Here is a 19,210-nt window from a genome sequence, read left to right on the forward strand (position 1 = left end):
CATTATTCACCCTGTAAATTTTCTTTTAAATATGGTTTCGTTATAGATTTTTGTGATTTAAGCATATCTGTTGGAGTTCCAGCAAATAGTATATTACCTCCAGACATTCCACCACCTACACCGAGCTCAATGATATAATCGGCATCCTTCATTACATCAAGGCTATGTTCTACAAGAAACAAGCTATTTCCCTCATCTACTAGTTGATTAAATAATGTTAAAAGTTTTTTTACATCATGTAAATGCAGTCCGTCTGTTGGTTCATCTATTATAAATATTGCTCCTTTTTTATTTAAATAGCTTGCTAATTTAACTCTTTGAAGTTCCCCACCTGATAATGTAGTCATAGATTGATTGAGATGAATGTATGAAAGACCAACCCTTTCTAATGATTGAAGCTTTTTCACAAATTTTTCATCAATAAAAAATTCTATCACTTCTTCTACAGAAAAATTCATTACTTCTGCAATATTTTTACCCTTATATTTATATTTCAATACTTCCTTTGAAAATCTATTTCCATTGCATAATTCACAAACAGTTTCAATTGAATCCATAAAGGACATTTCTGAAACTATAATACCTTTTCCTCCACACGCAGGGCAAGCTCCTTTTGAATTAAAACTAAACAATGTACGTTTTACATTATTTTCTTTTGCAAATAAATCTCTTATACAATCTAAAATATCTAAATAAGTTGCTGGTGTCGACCTTAAATTAATGCCGATATCTTTTTGAGCAATAGAAATAATGTCTTCATTTGATTCTTTTTGAAAAACTTCCATCAAAGAGCTTTTTCCTGAACCCGCAACTCCTGATATAACTGTTAAAACACCAAGAGGGAGTTTTACTGAGATGTTTTTTAAATTATGTAAACAAGCATTATCTATACTAAACCAAGATTTTGGTTGTCTTATATTCATTTTAAGAGGTTCTTTATTACGCAGTAATCTACCAGTTAGGTTATTTGAATTGATAAGTTCACTGTAACTTCCTGTAAATATTATCTCTCCCCCGTGTTCGCCAGATTTTGGACCCATATCAATTACGAAGTCCGCCATTTTTATGATTTCTTTGTGATGTTCTACAATTAAAATTGTATTGCCGTGATTCCTTAATTTAATTAATGAATTTTTTAAAAGTTCTATATCCTTTGGGTGAAGTCCTACACTTGGTTCATCTAGCACATAAACCATATCAGTTAAAGCTGAATTTATGTATTTTGCAATTTTTATTCTTTGTGCTTCACCACCAGATAGTGTTGAGGTACTTCTGCTTAGAGAAAGATATCCTATGCCAATTTCAACTAACGCACTTAATCTTTTTATAATTTCTACTTTTAAATCTTCAGCTAAATGGCTATTTATTGTTTTAATAAATTCTATAGCATCAGGTATAGACATATCATTAACATCTGCTATGTTTTTACCGTTTATTTTACAACTTCTTATCTTTTTATTTAATCTTGAGCCATGACATTCAGGGCATAATGTTATTTTAACCATCTTGTCTAATATTTTTTTATGATGTTTACCTTCTTTTGTATTTATTATACTTCTGTACATCCTTGGGTAAATACCTTCATATTTTGCTGTCTTAGGCCAATTTTGAGGGGGATTTTTGATTTTTATTTGTGGTGAATATAAAAACAGGTCAAGTTCTTCTTTTGAATAATCCTTTATTTTTTTATCAAGATCAAATAAACCACTGTATGCATATCTCTTCCATCTCCAAGCACCTGTTGTAAAAGCCGGAAAGCTTATAACTCCTTCTTCGTTTAATGATTTATTAAAATCTACAAGCTTATTTATATCAAGATCTGTTACTTCTCCTAATCCATCACAACGGTGACATTTTCCTGATGGGTGATTAAAAGAAAAGATGTCCGAATATCCAACAAATGGTTCTCCTACTCTTGAAAACAAAAGTCTTAACAATGAATTAATATCTGTATAAGTTCCAACTGTGGAACGTGAATTAGATGTTGGCTTTTTTTGATCTATAACAATTGTAACAGGAAGATTTTCAATTTTTTCAACATCAGGTCTGCCATACTTAGGTAGGTATTGTTGAACAAAACTTGGAAATGTTTCGTTTAATTCTCTCCTGGATTCAGCTGCTATTGTATCAATACATAAAGATGATTTCCCCGAACCTGATATACCTGTGAAAACTGTTATTTTCTTTTTTGGAATATTTACTGAAACATTCTTCAAATTATTTTCTTTTGCGTTTATTATATTTATTGTATTTGTTTCGGTCATTTATTACTCCTTGGTGAAAATTATCTCAAATCATTTATAAATAATTATATAATTTACTTGTTCATTTTTCAAGTTTATAAAAAATTATTATTTTTATCTAAAAACAACTTTATATATAACGTGATATATTGAAGTTGTTTTTTTATTTAGCCTTTAAATTTTAAAATTCTCTATTTATCCATTATAAAGTATAGACCCATAACGACAAGAAATGCTCCAATAATCTTAGTTAATTCTAACTGTTGCTGTTTCAATATAAAAGTATCTATATAAAAACTACTTAAAATTTGAGAAGTAATAACAATAGTTAAAGTTATTGTTACTCCTAATTTCGGTATAGTTAAAGTCATAAGATATATAATCAATGCTCCAAATATTCCGCCAATCAACCATTGAAATTCAACATTAGATACTTTACTATATTGACCTAAAGTACCATTCAAAATGTTTGCAATTAACATCACTAATAAACCTACAAACAAACTATGTAAAGTTGCTATTTTAGGAGTTACAATTCTTCCTAATTGTGCATTAACAGTTGCTTCTACAGTAGTAAATATCCCCGTTAAAATAGCAAATACATATGGCATTATTTCATTCAATAATCCATACCCCCATCATACTTATATTTATATGATTATATTAAAATCATTATTAAAATATTACATTATTGGCAAATCAACAATACATAGTATTAAGAAGTTTTTTAAGTTAGTACTGAACAAAGTTTAGATATATTATCAGTTAACCTATGAAATTATTGTCACTAAAGCAAACAAAAAGAACCGTCCCTTTTGTTTGCTTTTTGTTTGTTCCAAATATAGGATTGATAATATATTTATTTATGTAAATAATATATAGTAGAGTTACTCAAATTATCTATTGAATTGAAGGTGATTAGTCATTACAAATTTTAACAACAAGGATAACGACACCAAGTTATTCAACTGGGAAGAACAAGCAAAATTAGACAGCCAGCAAAGCTTAAGCGAGCAGATAAATCAAATTAATAACAACTATCAAAGTAAAAATGATAGCAACAGATTTAAAAGCAATAGCAACAATCGCGTAACTACAAAAATAAAAAATAATATTTAATTAGCAATTAAATTAGGAATAGTCACTTATATATATAGACTATTCCTAACTTAATTTAGACTTATTTGATGTTGCTACATAGCTCAACTTGCCATATGCAATTCTACGAAATGATTGTACCATTACCCAGTGATTTTGCTTTTATCACACTTTTTTCTAATTTATTTAATAATTGTTCTAGGGGTTCTCCACTATATTCTAAAAGTGCTCCACTAACGCTGATTTTTGAATCAATTGATTTAATAAAATGTTTTTCTATATCCTTCTTCAATTTTTCTACCATTATCTTTGCGATATCAATGTCAAGATTATTAAAAATAATTATAAACTCATCCTTGCCATATCTACCTGTTACATCTATTTTTCTAGCTATCGAACTAAACAAAAGTGAAGCTTTTTGTAAAACTTCATCTCCAGCTTTAATTCCATGAAGTTCATTTATTTTTTTGAAATTATCTATATCTAGTAATAGAAGGCAAAACTTATCACCCTCTTCATTATAATTTTCTATACTATTGGCAATACTGTCTACAATAAACTGAAAATTATATAATTTTGTAAGCATATCTACATTAGCGCTTGACTTAATTTCATTTTCAAGGTGTCTTATTTGTCTATCTCTAACTAACAACTGCCTTTTAATTTCTTTTTTTTCTGTTAAGTCAGTGATTATAATATCAAAACAATCATCTTCATATCCAAATATATTAAATCTTAGATATTTTTCAAATGGTACAAAATACTGTTCTATTATTTTACTATCATTAGTCATTGCTGTTTCTATAAATATTTTAGGCCAATTAAATAATGTATCTGTCATTTTAGGAAAAATATCTGAAATATTTTTATTTATGATTTCATCATTTGATAAATTTGTTATGTATTCTGTATGTTTATTAGCATGAGTAATTTGTAAATCATTTTTATTAGAATCATCTTTTTTAATAATTTTGCATTTTATTGCTGCATCTGAAATATAATCGAAAAATTTTTCCATGAAAGTCACCTGCCTTATGTTTTTTATATTATTACTCACAACTGTAAAAATCAGTACTTAATAACTTACTAACTACTTTTCTGACTGTTTCATACTCAAATCCCCTACTAACTAAAAAGCTACTTAACTTTACATATTTTTTTGAACTCTCAATATTAATCATACTTTTTAATTTCTTTTCACCCAGAACATACGCTCTGCTAATTTCATCATCCATAGAAATTAAACTCAGCTTTTCATCTATAATTTGTCTATCTATTCCCTTATTATATAATGCATCCTTAATTTTACGCTTGCCATATTTAGATATGTTAATTTTATCATGTATAAATCTGTCACTATAGTCTTCATCATCGATATATTTATTAACCTTAAGTTTATCAATAATTATATTAGCTATATCTATATCATAACCTTTTTGTATAATTTTTGTCCTTAACTCTTTTTCACTTTTAGGACTTCTTGATAAAACTGAAATTGCATAATTGTAAGCCTTAGCTTTATCCTCCTCTACTAATATTTCTGATATAAATTCATCATCCAGCTCCATGTTTTTAGATAATGAATATTTTATCATAATATATAAATCTATACCAAATTCAAATTTGTCATCTAAATATATATTAACTCTATCTTTATTATTTTTTTGATATTCGATTTTAGTAATTTTTTTCATTATTACCACCTATTTCTTTTAAGCTTGTACATATATATTATCATAGACCTCGAATTTTATCAACTTTTGTATTATCTAAATTATTACAAAAAAACAACCCCATATTGAGGTTGCCTTGATTTTTATGCTGTTCTTAAAAGTTTTTTCTTTTGCCACATAACCCATAATGGTCCCGCTAAGCAGTTTGTAGAATAACAACCACTTAATAAACCAATCATCATTGGTAAAGCAAAAGTTTTAATTGATTCAATGTTATACATATATGCAAAAACATATACTATTAAAACACTTACTACGGTTGTTATACTTGTATTAATAGTACGTCTCAAAGACTGATTTAAGCTTGAATTCACTAATTCTTCAACTGGCTTTTTATTAAACATAGGTTTATTTTCTCTTATACGGTCATATACAACTATAGTATCATTGATAGAATATCCTATGATTGTTAAGGTAACCGCAATAAAGGAATCATTAATTGGAATCTTGAAGAATGTAAATGTAAAAAATACTACAAGTACATCATGCACCAATGCTATAAGAGCTATAACTCCAGCAGATAATCCTGATATTCTTTTAAATCTAACCCAAACATATAAAATTATAAATATGGATGCTAGAGCAATTGCAATCATACCATTTTGCAAGAATCGCCTTCCAATAAATGGTTGAACTACATTCGACTCTGAAAACTCTAAATTAGCATCTGGATACTCTGATTTTAACACTCCATCTAATTTGTCTTGCTCACCAGCTTCTAACCCGCTGTTTCCAGATAAATTAAGTACTAATTTCTTGCTTTTAGTTGCCAAATCTTCAGTTATTTGTACTTCAGTATTTCTATTTAACGCTTTAGTAGCCGTATCTGCTACTTGAGCAATATCTAAATCTCCTGTAAACGAATATTTAATAATTGCTCCACCTTTAAATTGTATTGATAAATTAATACCATTTACAAATATTGATACTAAACCTACTATCATAATTGCAATTGAAATTGCAAAGAATATTTTTCTCTTTTCATAAAATTTAATCATTATATAGCCTCCTTAAACTTTACACCATAAAGTGACTTATTTCTTAAAGGTTTGTTCATGCTTAAAGATTTAGTAATAATTCTTGATATTGCAACTCCTGATACAAAATTAAGTATGCAACCTACCATTAATGTATAGGCAAATGACAACATAGAACCTGTTCCAAATATCATTAATATAATAGCTACTATAATACTAGTTAGGTTACCATCAAATACTGCAGAAAATGCTTTATTATAACCAGAATCAATAGAACTACCTATAGATTTACCATCTTTTAATTCTTCCTTAATTCTTTCAGAAATAATAACATTAGCATCTACACCCATACCCATTGACAATATAATACCTGCTATACCAGGTAAAGTAAGTGTTATTTGAGGAATTGATAAAGCTAACAACTGAACTGATACTTGAAGAACTAATGCAAAACAAGCAACTGCACCAAGTAATCTATAATAAAATAGCATAAATATACCTACAAAAGCAAATGCTACTAAGCACGCTTTAACCATAACGTCAAGTGCACCAATTCCCAGGGTTGGAGTAATTGTACTATGGTTTTTTGATACTAACGAAAATGGAAGTGCACCTGAATTTATTTTTTCAGATAATGCTTTTGCTTCTTCAATGCTTCCCATGTTTGAAATTATTGCCTCTCCACCTGTAATTGCTTCATTTACTACTGGTGATGATATCATGGTTTCGTCCATAAATATAGAAATTCTTTGATTCACTAGCTTTGCTGTAGCGTCAGCAAACTGTTTTGTTCCTACAGAATCAAATTTTAAAGTTACGACAGGTTTCCCTGTTTTATTGTCTATTTGAACTATGCTTTCTTTAACATCTTTTCCTTCAACCAAAATATTTCCATCTGGATCTCTAAATGTAAGTCTTGCTGTTTCTCCTAATTCTGCTATTGCTTTTTGTGGATTAAAATCAGTTTCACCAGATTTCCATGGGAATCTAATTAAAATTTGTCCATTAGTTTTATCAATTGTTATTTCCCTATCAAGAATATTTTGAGAATCCAATCTAGTTTCCATTATTATTCTCGCAGATTCAAGTTCAGTTTCTGTTGGTATTCTATCTAAGTCTTTTGCTTCATAAGTAGCTTCAACTCCACCTTTAATATCAATACCAAATCTTATATCATTCATGCCATTAATTTGAATTACTCCTGCATTTACTCCAAAATAGGCAACTAATGCAACACAAACAATTAAAAGCACTACAATGATATACATATGTTTGTTTGTTCTCAATTTATCTTCCTCCAATTTTTGTATTATTTATACTAATTATTAAGCTTAGCAAAATTATGCTTTTTACCATCCTTTTTATGAATGTATACAACTATATCTATGCAACTGTCACATATATCATAATTTCCATTAATAACGGCTGAAAATTTCAGTTTATAAATATTGCTATAATTAACTATATTACTTGCAATATACTTTTCATTAGAATTAGAAATCATTCTACTAACTAATTTATATGATTGATACATGTTATATTGCCTATCGTTTATATCTTCAATTGCATTGATAATATCTTGAACTAAATAATATTTGATAAGATTATTTTCACTATGATTAGCTATGCTATTATTTAAATAAAAATATTCTATATTAAAAATGGATGCAAGTATAACAAAAACTAAAATAACAACTAGATACCTATTATTTTTTAAGTTCATATTTTACTCACTCCTTTTCTTGTGCTATTTTATCTTTTTTCCTTTGTTAATCTCAACATCAAATTAACTATCAAATATATAACTATAATTACAACAAATATGGATACCATTCCCATGCCCATTAGTTTTAAAGAATTAACTATATTCACATTATTCATATTAATATTCCTTTCTACATGAATCCAGGTATAAGCCCAATAATAACTCCACCTGCTATAACTGATGCAATTTGTCCTGATACATTAGCTCCAACTGCGTGCATCAACAAATGATTTTGCGAATCTGCTTCAAGCCCCATCTTCTGAATAACTCTTGAAGACATAGGAAAAGCGGAAATTCCAGCTGCACCAATCATAGGATTTATTTTTTCTTTTAGGAACAAATTCATAAATTTCGCAAACATAACCCCAGCAATTGTATCAAATACAAATGCTAATAGACCTAGTCCCATAATTAAAAATGTTTGTAATGTTATAAATGTCTCTGCTTTCATACTTGCTGAAATTGTAATCCCTAAAAGTAGTGTTATTAAGTTTACTAAGTCATTTTGAGCGGTATCAGACAAAGATCTTAAAACCCCACATTCTCTTATTAAATTACCAAACATCAAAAAACCAACTAATGAAATCGATGCTGGAGCTACAAGTCCAGCTATTATTGTAACTGCTATTGGAAATAACAATCTTGTTTTTCTAGTCACGCTTTTAGGATTGTATGCCATTTTTATTCTACGATCATGCTTTGTAGTACACATTTTTATTGCAAGTGGCTGAATAATAGGAACTAATGCCATATATGAATAAGCTGCTACAGCTATAGGCCCTATGTAGTTACTTTTTAAAACCTGTGAAACCAATATTGATGTAGGTCCATCTGCAGCTCCTATTATTCCTATTGAAGCTGCATCTGCAATAGAAAACCCTAAAATAGCTGCAACTGTTATTGTAGCAAATATTCCAAACTGAGCTGCCGCGCCAAATAATAAAAGTCTAGGATTGGCAAGCAATGGTCCGAAATCTATCATAGCACCAATTCCAATAAAAAGTAATAATGGCATCATTTCTGATGATTCAATACCAACTTCAAAAAGCCAATCTATAATTCCATTAACCTCCCCTATTCCTGGCAAAAACTGATTAAGCACACCTGACATAGGTATATTTACTAATATTGCACCAAATCCCATAGGCAACAAAAGGGATGGCTCTAAATTCTTTGCTATAGCGAGGTATATAAGTACCCCACCAATAATCCACATTAAAAAATGCTGCCAAGTAACTTGTGTTATTCCGTTAATTAAAAACTCCATTCGTATTCTTTTCTCCTTAAATTTATTTCATCAGTGTATTCTAATATAGAATAAAACAATAATCAATGCTTTATAATTGATAAATAATGCTTATTTTGTACATATTTTCAGGATATTATTCAATTTCCTTATTCTAATAGGTACATGCTCAAACAATGTAATAATATCTCTTTGTTACATGTTCATTCAGTAAACATAAATTTAAATGCTTGTTGTCTTATTAATATTACCTATTTCCTTAAATCTATAATTCACATATTGTCCCGTGTCATGCAAAAATAATTCTAAATCATACTTTTTTCCTTCAGAATCCTTTAAATCTTTAATGCATGTGTGTTTTTCTAATAATAGATTTTTTGCGTCCTGCTTTTTTAAAACAATTCCCCTCTCTCTAAATGTTCTATCTTCTTTCCATATGGAGAATTTACAAGCTGGATAATTTTTATATCCTGAGCAATAAAAACTTTTTTTATTTTCGTATACTTCTCTTCCACATCTAGGACATATACCTATTACCTCTTTATTCCTGCTTTTGTTAGTATTCATAAAACTAACATTTTTTAATGTGCTTGTTTTTCCTTCTTTTACTATTTCATAAACATATTTTCTTATTTCATATATAAAATCTCTCGATGAAACTTCTTTATTTGCAATTTTGCTGAGTTGACTTTCCCACTCACCAGTCAAATCAGGTTTTTTTAGCTTATCGTGAACAATTTCTATTAATTGAATACCATTTTCTGTAGGAACAAGATTTTTCTTATTTCTCTTAATATACCCAACAGATATTAGCTTTTCTATTATACCTGCTCTAGTTGCCGGAGTTCCTAAGCCTATTGATTTCATTTCTTCCTTTAATTTTTCATCTTCTATTTGTTTGCCAGCAGTCTCCATTGCTGTCAATAAAGTTGCTTCATTGTATGATTTAGGTGGTGATGTCTTTTTCGTAAGAATCTTAATTTCTTTTGGAGTTATTTTGTCGTTTACTTTTATATTAATCGTTATTTCCTTATCATCAGTATCTTCCTTAACTTTTCCTAAAATTATATCTTCAACCTCTTTCCATCCAGGAATAACAATTTTTTTTCCTCTAGCCTTAAATTTTTCATTTTCTACTTTTAGTTCTATATCTGTTTGATCATATTCCTGTTTTCTATCTAATGTTGATATGAATCTTGCTACAACTAACCTTAATATATTTTTTTCTCTTTCTGGTAACTTAATGTTACTGACATTTCTAATATTAGGAGTAACAATTATCGCATGATGGTCTGTTACTTTCTTATCATCAATCACTCTTTTGTCTGCATTTATTTTTTGACTAATCACTTTATCAACGCAATAAGCAGATCCTTCCCAACCATGTTTAATATTTAAAAGCAAATCTGAAAGTTTGATTTTCATATCTTTAGTCAAGTATCGAGAATCAGTTCTCGGGTATGTTGTTAATTTGTATTTTTCATATAAATTTTGTGCAGCTTCTAATGTTTGTTCTGCTGTATACCCATATCTTTTATTCCCATCTCTTTGTAATTCAGTTAAATCATATAATAGAGGTCTTTCAACTGTTGCCCTTTTAGTTTTAATCTTAGTTATTAATCCTTCTTTATTTTCACACTTCTCCTTAATTTTTTCTGCATCTTCTATATTTTTAAATCTTGTTCCATCTTTATTGAACCAAGTCGCTGAAAACATATCACAATCTGCTTCCACTTCATAAAATGGTTCCGAAACAAAATTATCTATTTCCTTTTGCCTTGATACAATCAAAGATAATGTTGGGGTTTGCACCCTACCAATAGTTAGCATTTGATTATACTTAACAGTAAAAAGCCTCGTTGCATTGATACCTACCAACCAATCCGCCTCAGATCGTGCTTTTGCAGATTGAAACAAACTAAAAAATTCCTTATTATCTTTCAGATTATTAAATCCTTCTAATATCGCTTCATCTGTCATACTACTAATCCAAAGCCGCTTAACAGGTTTATCGCACCCTGAAGTCACATAAACATAACCAAAAATCAATTGTCCTTCACGCCCAGCATCTGTTGCGCATATTATTTCGCTAATATTTTCATCGAGCATCAATCGCTTTACTATTTCATATTGTTTTGTTGTAGAAGGATTGACCGTATACTTGAATTTCCTAGGAAATATAGGTAAATCATTCATATTCCATGTTTTGTATTTTATATTATACTCCTCAGGATAAGAAAGCTGTATCAAATGACCGACACACCAAGTTATAATACATTCTTTACCTTCTATGTATCCATCTCTTGAGCCTTTTACTTTCAAAACTCTTGCGATATCTTTTGCTACCGATGGCTTTTCAGTTATTATTAACTTCATTGTATACCTTTCCTTTATCTATGAATCATAAAATATTTAAAATATTTCACATTTAATCATTATAACATAAACACACCAACTTGTCCTAACCTAAAAATTTTTTTTTGAATTCATTAAATCTCAGTTTTCTTTTATTTATTGTTATTTCGTTGTTATTAACATCTTTCTATTTTAATCATATAATAAAATAATCTTTAATTAATAGGGGGTAATTATGTTAGAAGGAAGACATGTTTTTGCTGGCAGTAATAGTTCAAAAGGATTTTTTAGTTATTTTGATCATATTATAAAGCCCGAAAATGCGAACCGTATTTATATTTTGAAAGGTGGCCCTGGTGTAGGTAAAAGTTCATTTATAAAAAAATTTGGCATTAAAATTTCATCTTTAGGACATGAGGTTGAATATATTCATTGTTCTAGTGACGAAAATAGTTTAGATGGATTAGTTGTGCCTGATCTAAAAATTGCATTTGTAGATGGAACTGCTCCACATTTAGTTGATCCTAAGCTCCCTGGAGCAGCAGATGAAATAATTAATTTAGGTGCTTATTTAGACAATAGCAACTTAGAAAAACACAAAGAACAAATCATTAAAATTAACAAAAGTAAATCAGAACTTTACAAGAGTGCTTATAGGTATTTAGAAAGCGCTGGACTTATTTCAGAAGAAATAAATTCTATTTATGATCGTTATATAGATGATACTAAATTTGATGCACTCTGCGATAAAATTATAGATAAATTATTTGCTAAAAAAATATCAACAAGTAACACTGGTAGTATTAGAAAGATGTTTTCAGAAGCATATACGTCTAATGGATATATAAAATACACAGATTATTTTTGCTCTGATTCAAAAACTTGGGTAATAATTGGAGAAAGTTCAAATTATACATCAAAACTTTTAGATAGAATAGTACAAGAATCAGTGAATAAAGGGTATTACACAGAATGTTTCTACAAACCATTGACACCAGAAAAAATTCAGCATGTTATTATACCCGAACTAAATTTACTATTTAAAAGTGATGAAAGTGCTGTAAATTGCAATTATGATGAAATAATTAATTTGCACGAAATTATGGATTTAGAAAACATGAAGTCTCATATCTCAGAAATTGAAAGCAACTTGCACCTACTTGATTTACTCATCAAGAATGCCTTAAACAAGCTTTCTGAAACTGCGAAATATCACCAATTGCTAGAAGTATTCTATGTTAATAGTATGAATTTCAGTAAAGTTGATAAATATTTAGAGAATATTTTATCTAAGTATGCTTAATTTAAAATATATTTAAGGAGGGTTTTATATGATTTTAACATCCATGCATTATTTATATATAGTCATGGTCTTTATTATTCTTGCAATTTTACTTATGAAAAAAGATATTGTTATTCCTTGCATAATAGGTATTTTTGCAATAGGATATTTGTACTCAGGAAATATTGTATTTGCTATTCAAACTATTTATAATACAATAATATATGCTGGTAATGAATTCTGGGGCATTATTGTAATAATATCACTTGTTGTTTCTATGTCTAAAGCATTACAAGAAATAGGTGCAGATGTATTGATTATGTCTCCTATAAAAAAATTAATGGTAAATAGCACTTGGGCTTTCTTCTCCATAGGTCTTACAATGATGATTATATCATGGTTAGTTTGGCCTAGCCCTGCTGTTGCACTAGTTGGTGCTGTTTTACTCCCCGCAGCAGTAAATGCAGGTCTACCTGTTATTTGGGCTGCTGTAGCTATGAATTTATTCGGTCATGGTTTAGCACTTTCTAGTGATTTCTTTATTCAAGGAGCACCTGCAATAACTGCAAAGGCTGCTAATATAGGAGTTTCTGAGCTTATGAAAGCATCTTTACCTCTTTGGCTAACAATGTCTGTAGTTACAATCACAGTCGCTTTTATTATGTTAAGACGGGACATGAAAAAAGAAGGATTTATTGAAAACAATTCTAATTATACACCTTTAAGCAATGATATAAAAGAAACAACTAAGTTAATTAAGTTTATTTCAATAGTTACACCTATAGCTTTTGTGGCTGATATTTTAGCTATGTGGAAATTAAATTTAAGAGGTGGAGATGCTACAGCACTAGTAGGCGGTACGGCTATAATAATAATGCTTCTCATCACTCTAACTAACTACAAATTCAATGATGCGCTTGATAAAGTTGTAGAGTATCTAAAAGATGGTTTTGGTTTTGGAATAAAGATTTTTGCACCTGTTATTATAATAGGTGGATTCTTTTTTCTTGGAAATGAAGGTATAGCTAAAAACGTACTAGGTGAAAATGCCACAGGTTTGTTAAATGACATTAGTATATTTATATCACAAAATATTTCTATGTCTAAAATTCCTGCAATAATAGCACAATCTTCAGTAGCTATTATTACAGGCCTCGATGGTTCGGGATTTTCTGGTCTGCCAATTGTAGGCTCTCTTGCCTATACTTTTTCAAATGTAATAAGTATAAGCAAAGAAGGTTTAGCAGCTCTAGGCCAAATAATTACAGTATGGGTTGGCGGCGGAACCATAATCCCTTGGGCTGTTATACCAGTTGCTGCAATATGTGGAATAAACGCTGCTGATTTAGCTAGAAAAAATTTTATACCCGTTCTATGCGGTTTAGGTGTTACGATTATCGTTGCAATAATAATACTATAAATTAAAATATAAAAATTTGTTTTATAAGGTACTCATTTTATTCGTACCTCAACCTTAAAATGATTTTGTATACAATTAATTAAAATAAAAATCAAGAGCACAATATTGTACTCTTGATTTTGTTAAAGCATTTTTTTTAAATATTGTCCTGTATATGATTTTTTTACCTTTGCAACTTCTTCTGGAGTACCTTGAGCTACTATGGTCCCTCCACCATCTCCACCTTCTGGTCCTAAATCAATGATATAATCTGCTGTTTTTATAACATCAAGATTATGTTCTATAACTACAACTGAGTTTCCAGCTTCTACAAGCCTGTTCAATACTTCAATTAGCATATGAATATCTGCTATGTGTAGTCCTGTTGTAGGCTCATCAAGTACGTAAAGGGTTTTTCCAGTACTTCTCTTGCTTAGCTCATATGCTAGCTTAATACGTTGAGCTTCTCCTCCTGACAATTCTGTAGAAGGTTGACCTAATTTAATATATCCAAGACCAACATCCATCATTGTTTGAATTTTATTTTTTATTTTAGGAATATTTTCAAAATAATCAAGTGCTTCTTCAACTGTCATATCAAGAACATCTGAAATATTCTTACCTTTATACTTAACCTCTAAAGTCTCTCTATTATATCTTTTACCTTTGCAAACCTCACAAGGAACATAAACATCAGGCAAAAAATGCATTTCTATTTTAAGTATTCCATCTCCACGACAAGCTTCACAGCGTCCACCTTTTACATTAAAACTAAATCTCCCTTTCTTATATCCTCTTTCCTTTGCCTCAAGTGTCATTGAAAAAATATCCCTTATATAATCAAAAACGCCTGTATATGTTGCTGGATTTGATCTTGGTGTCCTCCCAATAGGTGATTGGTCAATACTTATTATTTTATCTATATGCTCAACACCAAACATCTCATCATATTTACCAGGACGATTCCTATTTTTAAATAATTTTTGATGAATTCTTTTACACAAAATTTCATTTATCAAGGAACTTTTACCAGAACCCGAAACGCCAGTTATACAGCACATCATACCAAGTGGTATTTTTACATCAATATTTTTTAGGTTGTTTTCTCTTGCGCCTTTTATTTCAATAAACTTATCATTCAATTGTCTTCTACTATCTGGAACCTCTATTTTTTTTCTACCACTTAAATACTGACCGGTTATTGAATGTTCACTATTTTTTATATCTTCAAAAGTACCTTGTGCAACAATTTCTCCACCATGAACCCCTGCTCCAGGACCAATATCCAATATATAATCAGAACTTTCCATTGTTTCCTCATCATGCTCTACTACTATTAATGTATTTCCTAAATCAGTAAGATTTCTCAAAGTTTTAATAAGCATACTATTGTCTCTCTGATGAAGTCCTATACTAGGCTCATCTAAAACATATAAAACACCCACCAAGCTAGAACCTATTTGCGTCGCAAGTCTTATACGTTGTGATTCTCCACCTGATAATGTGCTTGCATTCCTATCTAATGTCAAATACGTTAAACCTACATCAGATAAAAAGTTTAATCTTGAATTGATTTCCTTTAATATTTGTTCTCCAATCACTCTTTGCTTTTCACTTAAATTTAACTCACTAAAGAATTTTAAAAGTTTTACAACTGATAGCTTAGTTACTTCATAAATATTTTTATCTCCTATCTTCACTGCTAAACTAATATCATTCAATCTTGCTCCATGGCAATCCGGACATGGAGTGTCATCCATATATTCTTCAATTCTCTCACGCATTTCAGCAGAATGTGTTTCAATATATCGTCTTTCTAGATTTTTTACTACTCCTTCAAACTCCTTGGTATATACTTTTGGTCCTTGAAATTTACTAACAAAATCAATAGTTATCTCTCTACCATTTGTTCCATATAAAACTTCATCTAAAAATTCTTTCGGTGCATCACTAATTGGTCTTGTTACATCAAAATCATAATAATCACCAATAGCCTTAAATATTTGATAGTAATATCCATCCTCGTCTGCTCCATATGGAGTTATGGCCCTATCTGCAATTGATTTAGTCCAATCTGGAATAATTAAATCAATATCTATCTCCTTTTTTATTCCCAAGCCATTGCAGGTTTCGCACATACCAAAAGGATTATTGAAAGAAAACATCCTTGGAGATATTTCTCCAAATCCTATTCCACAATCAGTACATGCAAATTTTGTACTCATTAAATATTCTTGTTGTCCCATAACATCAATTAAAACCATTCCTTCAGATAATAGAAGGGCAGTTTCAACTGAATCAACAAGTCTTTTTTGTATACCATCTTTTATAATTATCCTATCAATAACAACTTCAATATTATGTTTCTTATTTTTCGCAATAGATATTTCATCATCTAAATCAATTATCTCACCATCAACCCTAACTCTCACGTATCCATCTTTTTTTATATCACTTAATACTTTCTTATGAGTACCTTTTGCACCTCTAACTAATGGTGCTAGAATTTGAATTCTAGTTTTTTCTTCATATTCTAATATCTGGTCGGTTATTTGATCTATCGTTTGCGTAGTTATTGGCTTGCCACATTTTGGACAATGTGGCGTACCCACTCTAGCGAAAAGGAGTCTAAAATAATCATATATTTCTGTAACTGTTCCAACTGTCGATCTAGGATTTCTATTAGTGGTTTTTTGGTCAATTGATATAGCAGGAGATAAACCTTCAATAAACTCTACATCTGGCTTTTCCATTTGCCCTAGGAACTGTCGTGCATATGAAGATAAGCTCTCTACATACCGTCTTTGACCTTCTGCGTATATAGTATCAAATGCAAGTGATGACTTTCCCGAACCACTCAAGCCTGTAAATACTATAAATTTATCTCTTGGAAGCTCTACATCTATATTTTTAAGATTATTTTCCTTCGCTCCTCTTATAATAATTTTATCCATTATTTATTCCTTCCAAACATAGCAATCTATGATTTTTTATTTTTAAGTGCCTTTATTTCATCTCTAATCTGAGCTGCTTTTTCAAATTCTAAACTTTCTGCTGCTGCTAACATATCTTTTTCAAGCTCAATAATATAAGCTGCAACATCTATAAATTTGTTTTTATCTTTTGTTTTATATTTACCTGTTTCCTCTGCTGCTGTAGTAGCCTCAATTACTTGTCTAACACCTTTAATTATTGACTTTGGTGTTATATTATAAGTTTCATTATATTTAGCTTGTATTTCTCTTCTTCTATTTGTTTCATTTATAGCTCGTTCCATTGAACCAGTAATTTTATCTGCATACATAATTACTTTTCCATTTAAGTTTCTAGCAGCACGACCAACCGTTTGTATCAAAGATGTTTCTGATCGTAGAAATCCTTCCTTATCTGCGTCTAATATAGCAACAAGCGATACCTCTGGAAGGTCTAACCCTTCTCTTAAAAGGTTGATTCCTACTAATACATCAAATTCGCCAATACGTAAGTCTCTAATTATTTCCATCCTCTCTAGTGTATCTATATCTGAATGAAGATACTTAACCTTTACTCCTGCATTTCTAAAATAAAAGGTTAAATCTTCAGCCATTTTTTTAGTTAATGTTGTAACAAGAACTCTTTCTTTATTGCCAGTAGCAAGTCTAATTTCTTTCATCAAATCATCTATTTGGTTATCTACAGGTCTCACATATATCGGTGGATCTAATAAACCCGTAGGGCGAATAATTTGCTCAACTATATTCTGAGTATGCTCTGCTTCATATGGTCCAGGGGTTGCACTTAGAAATACAACTTGGTTTATAATTTTTTCAAATTCATCAAATTTTAAGGGTCTATTATCTAAGGCAGATGGTAATCTAAAACCATAATCAATAAGAGTAGATTTTCTCGCTCTATCTCCATTGTACATACCTCTAACCTGCGGTATAGTAGCATGCGACTCATCTATTATCATTAAAAAATCTTTAGGCAAATAATCTAGCAATGTATATGGTCTAGTTCCTGGTTCCAAATTATTTATATGTCTTGAATAATTCTCTATTCCATTGCAATATCCCATTTCTTGAAGCATTTCAATATCATAATTTGTTCTTTGCTCTAACCTTTGGTATTCAAGAAGTTTATTTTCACTTTCTAAATACTTTAACCTTTCAGTCAATTCTTCTTTTATGCTAACAACCGCCCTTTTTACATTTTCTTCCGTAGTAGCATAGTGGGTTGCAGGAAAAATAGAAATGTGATTTCTTCTACCCAATATTTCTCCTGTTATTGTATTTATTTCTGTTATCCTATCTATTTCGTCACCAAACATCTCTACTCTTATAGCACTTTCCGAAGATGAAGCTGGAAATATTTCCAATGTATCTCCTCTTACACGGAATGTACCTCTAGTAAAGCTAATATCATTTCTTTTATACTGTATCTCTACAAGTTTCTTTATTATCTCATCTCTGTCCTTTTGCATACCTGGTCGCAATGAAATAACAAGATTTTCATAATCCATAGGACTACCTAATCCATATATACAAGAAACACTTGCTACTACAATAACATCTTTTCTTTCAAATAAAGATGCTGTTGCAGAGTGCCTTAATTTATCTATTTCATCATTTATAGAAGCATCCTTCTCTATAAATGTATCACTGCTTGGTACATATGCTTCTGGTTGATAATAATCATAATAACTTACAAAATACTCAACTGCATTATCAGGAAAAAACTCTTTAAATTCTGAACATAACTGAGCTGCTAAAGTTTTGTTGTGCGCTAAAATAAGAGTAGGTTTTTGAACCTTTTCTATAATATTAGCCATAGTAAAAGTTTTTCCGGAACCTGTTACTCCTAACAGTGTTTGATATTTTAAATTTTTGTTTAATCCTTTTGCAATTTTTTCAATAGCCACAGGCTGATCTCCTGTAGGCTTAAAATCAGATTTTATTTTAAATTTAGCCATTATTCACCTCTAAACGTATGTTCGCTTATATTATATCTCTTTTATTTATTTAAGTCAACAAAAAACAACTTATCACTTCAACTAAACTATAGCTAAATATAAATCATAAATAAATGTCCATAAAAAAAGTCCAAGTAAATAGTAATTTTACCTGAACTTTT

The 19,210-nt window shown here is 29.8% G+C and carries 14 protein-coding genes; 2 read left to right on the forward strand and 12 right to left on the reverse strand.

Features of this window, described 5'->3' with window-relative positions; translation table 11 throughout:
* Window positions 1-2: 2 nt before the first annotated feature.
* From J2Z76_RS12925 to J2Z76_RS12960, 10 genes are all read right to left on the reverse strand, one after another.
* Complete coding sequence (locus J2Z76_RS12925) at window positions 3-2,264, reverse strand: ATP-binding cassette domain-containing protein (RefSeq protein ID WP_209512490.1); 2,262 nt, start codon at window positions 2,262-2,264, stop codon at window positions 3-5.
* 170 nt (window positions 2,265-2,434) lie between these two features.
* Entirely contained in the window at window positions 2,435-2,866 is a 432-nt protein-coding gene (locus J2Z76_RS12930; RefSeq protein WP_209512491.1) for a DMT family transporter, read from the reverse strand.
* A 599-nt stretch (window positions 2,867-3,465) separates the two neighbouring features.
* Entirely contained in the window at window positions 3,466-4,359 is an 894-nt protein-coding gene (locus J2Z76_RS12935; protein ID WP_209512492.1) for a sensor domain-containing diguanylate cyclase, read from the reverse strand.
* Window positions 4,360-4,390: 31 nt separating this feature from the next.
* Entirely contained in the window at window positions 4,391-5,035 is a 645-nt protein-coding gene (locus J2Z76_RS12940) for a regulatory protein RecX (protein ID WP_209512493.1), read from the reverse strand.
* A 122-nt stretch (window positions 5,036-5,157) separates the two neighbouring features.
* Window positions 5,158-6,072, reverse strand: a complete 915-nt coding sequence (gene secF, locus J2Z76_RS16710; protein ID WP_245210453.1) for a protein translocase subunit SecF — start codon at window positions 6,070-6,072, stop codon at window positions 5,158-5,160.
* On the reverse strand, window positions 6,072-7,337 hold the full coding sequence (secD, locus tag J2Z76_RS16715; protein ID WP_245210454.1) for a protein translocase subunit SecD: 1,266 nt from the start codon (window positions 7,335-7,337) through the stop codon (window positions 6,072-6,074). The genes secF and secD overlap by 1 nt, the downstream gene beginning before the upstream one ends.
* A gap of 32 nt (window positions 7,338-7,369) precedes the next feature.
* Window positions 7,370-7,774, reverse strand: a complete 405-nt coding sequence (locus J2Z76_RS12950; protein ID WP_209512494.1) for a hypothetical protein — start codon at window positions 7,772-7,774, stop codon at window positions 7,370-7,372.
* Window positions 7,775-7,803: 29 nt separating this feature from the next.
* Window positions 7,804-7,932, reverse strand: a complete 129-nt coding sequence (locus tag J2Z76_RS16890; protein ID WP_280922406.1) for an OadG-related small transporter subunit — start codon at window positions 7,930-7,932, stop codon at window positions 7,804-7,806.
* A 14-nt stretch (window positions 7,933-7,946) separates the two neighbouring features.
* The gene (locus J2Z76_RS12955; protein ID WP_209512495.1) at window positions 7,947-9,083 is read right to left on the reverse strand and encodes a sodium ion-translocating decarboxylase subunit beta; all 1,137 of its coding nucleotides are present in this window, start codon (window positions 9,081-9,083) and stop codon (window positions 7,947-7,949) included.
* A gap of 201 nt (window positions 9,084-9,284) precedes the next feature.
* The gene (locus J2Z76_RS12960) at window positions 9,285-11,438 is read right to left on the reverse strand and encodes a DNA topoisomerase 3 (RefSeq protein ID WP_209512496.1); all 2,154 of its coding nucleotides are present in this window, start codon (window positions 11,436-11,438) and stop codon (window positions 9,285-9,287) included.
* A 214-nt stretch (window positions 11,439-11,652) separates the two neighbouring features.
* Here J2Z76_RS12960 and J2Z76_RS12965 point away from each other — a divergent pair, with 214 nt between their 5' ends.
* Together J2Z76_RS12965 and J2Z76_RS12970 are read left to right on the forward strand one after the other, a co-directional pair.
* Window positions 11,653-12,720 (forward strand): hypothetical protein, encoded by a 1,068-nt coding sequence (locus tag J2Z76_RS12965; RefSeq protein WP_209512497.1) that lies wholly within the window; start codon window positions 11,653-11,655, stop codon window positions 12,718-12,720.
* A gap of 28 nt (window positions 12,721-12,748) precedes the next feature.
* Window positions 12,749-14,119 carry a hypothetical protein gene (locus J2Z76_RS12970; protein WP_209512498.1) on the forward strand — a complete coding sequence of 457 codons (1,371 nt, stop codon included), beginning with the start codon at window positions 12,749-12,751 and terminating at the stop codon, window positions 14,117-14,119.
* 122 nt (window positions 14,120-14,241) lie between these two features.
* Here the strand turns inward: J2Z76_RS12970 and uvrA are convergent, their stop codons facing one another.
* Window positions 14,242-17,052 (reverse strand): excinuclease ABC subunit UvrA, encoded by a 2,811-nt coding sequence (gene uvrA, locus J2Z76_RS12975; RefSeq protein WP_209512499.1) that lies wholly within the window; start codon window positions 17,050-17,052, stop codon window positions 14,242-14,244.
* Between the two features lie 26 nt (window positions 17,053-17,078).
* Window positions 17,079-19,049 carry an excinuclease ABC subunit UvrB gene (gene uvrB / locus J2Z76_RS12980; RefSeq protein WP_245210455.1) on the reverse strand — a complete coding sequence of 657 codons (1,971 nt, stop codon included), beginning with the start codon at window positions 19,047-19,049 and terminating at the stop codon, window positions 17,079-17,081.
* Window positions 19,050-19,210: the final 161 nt, after the last annotated feature.

It is taken from the genome of Sedimentibacter acidaminivorans, assembly GCF_017873955.1.
Lineage (GTDB): Bacteria > Bacillota > Clostridia > Tissierellales > Sedimentibacteraceae > Sedimentibacter > Sedimentibacter acidaminivorans.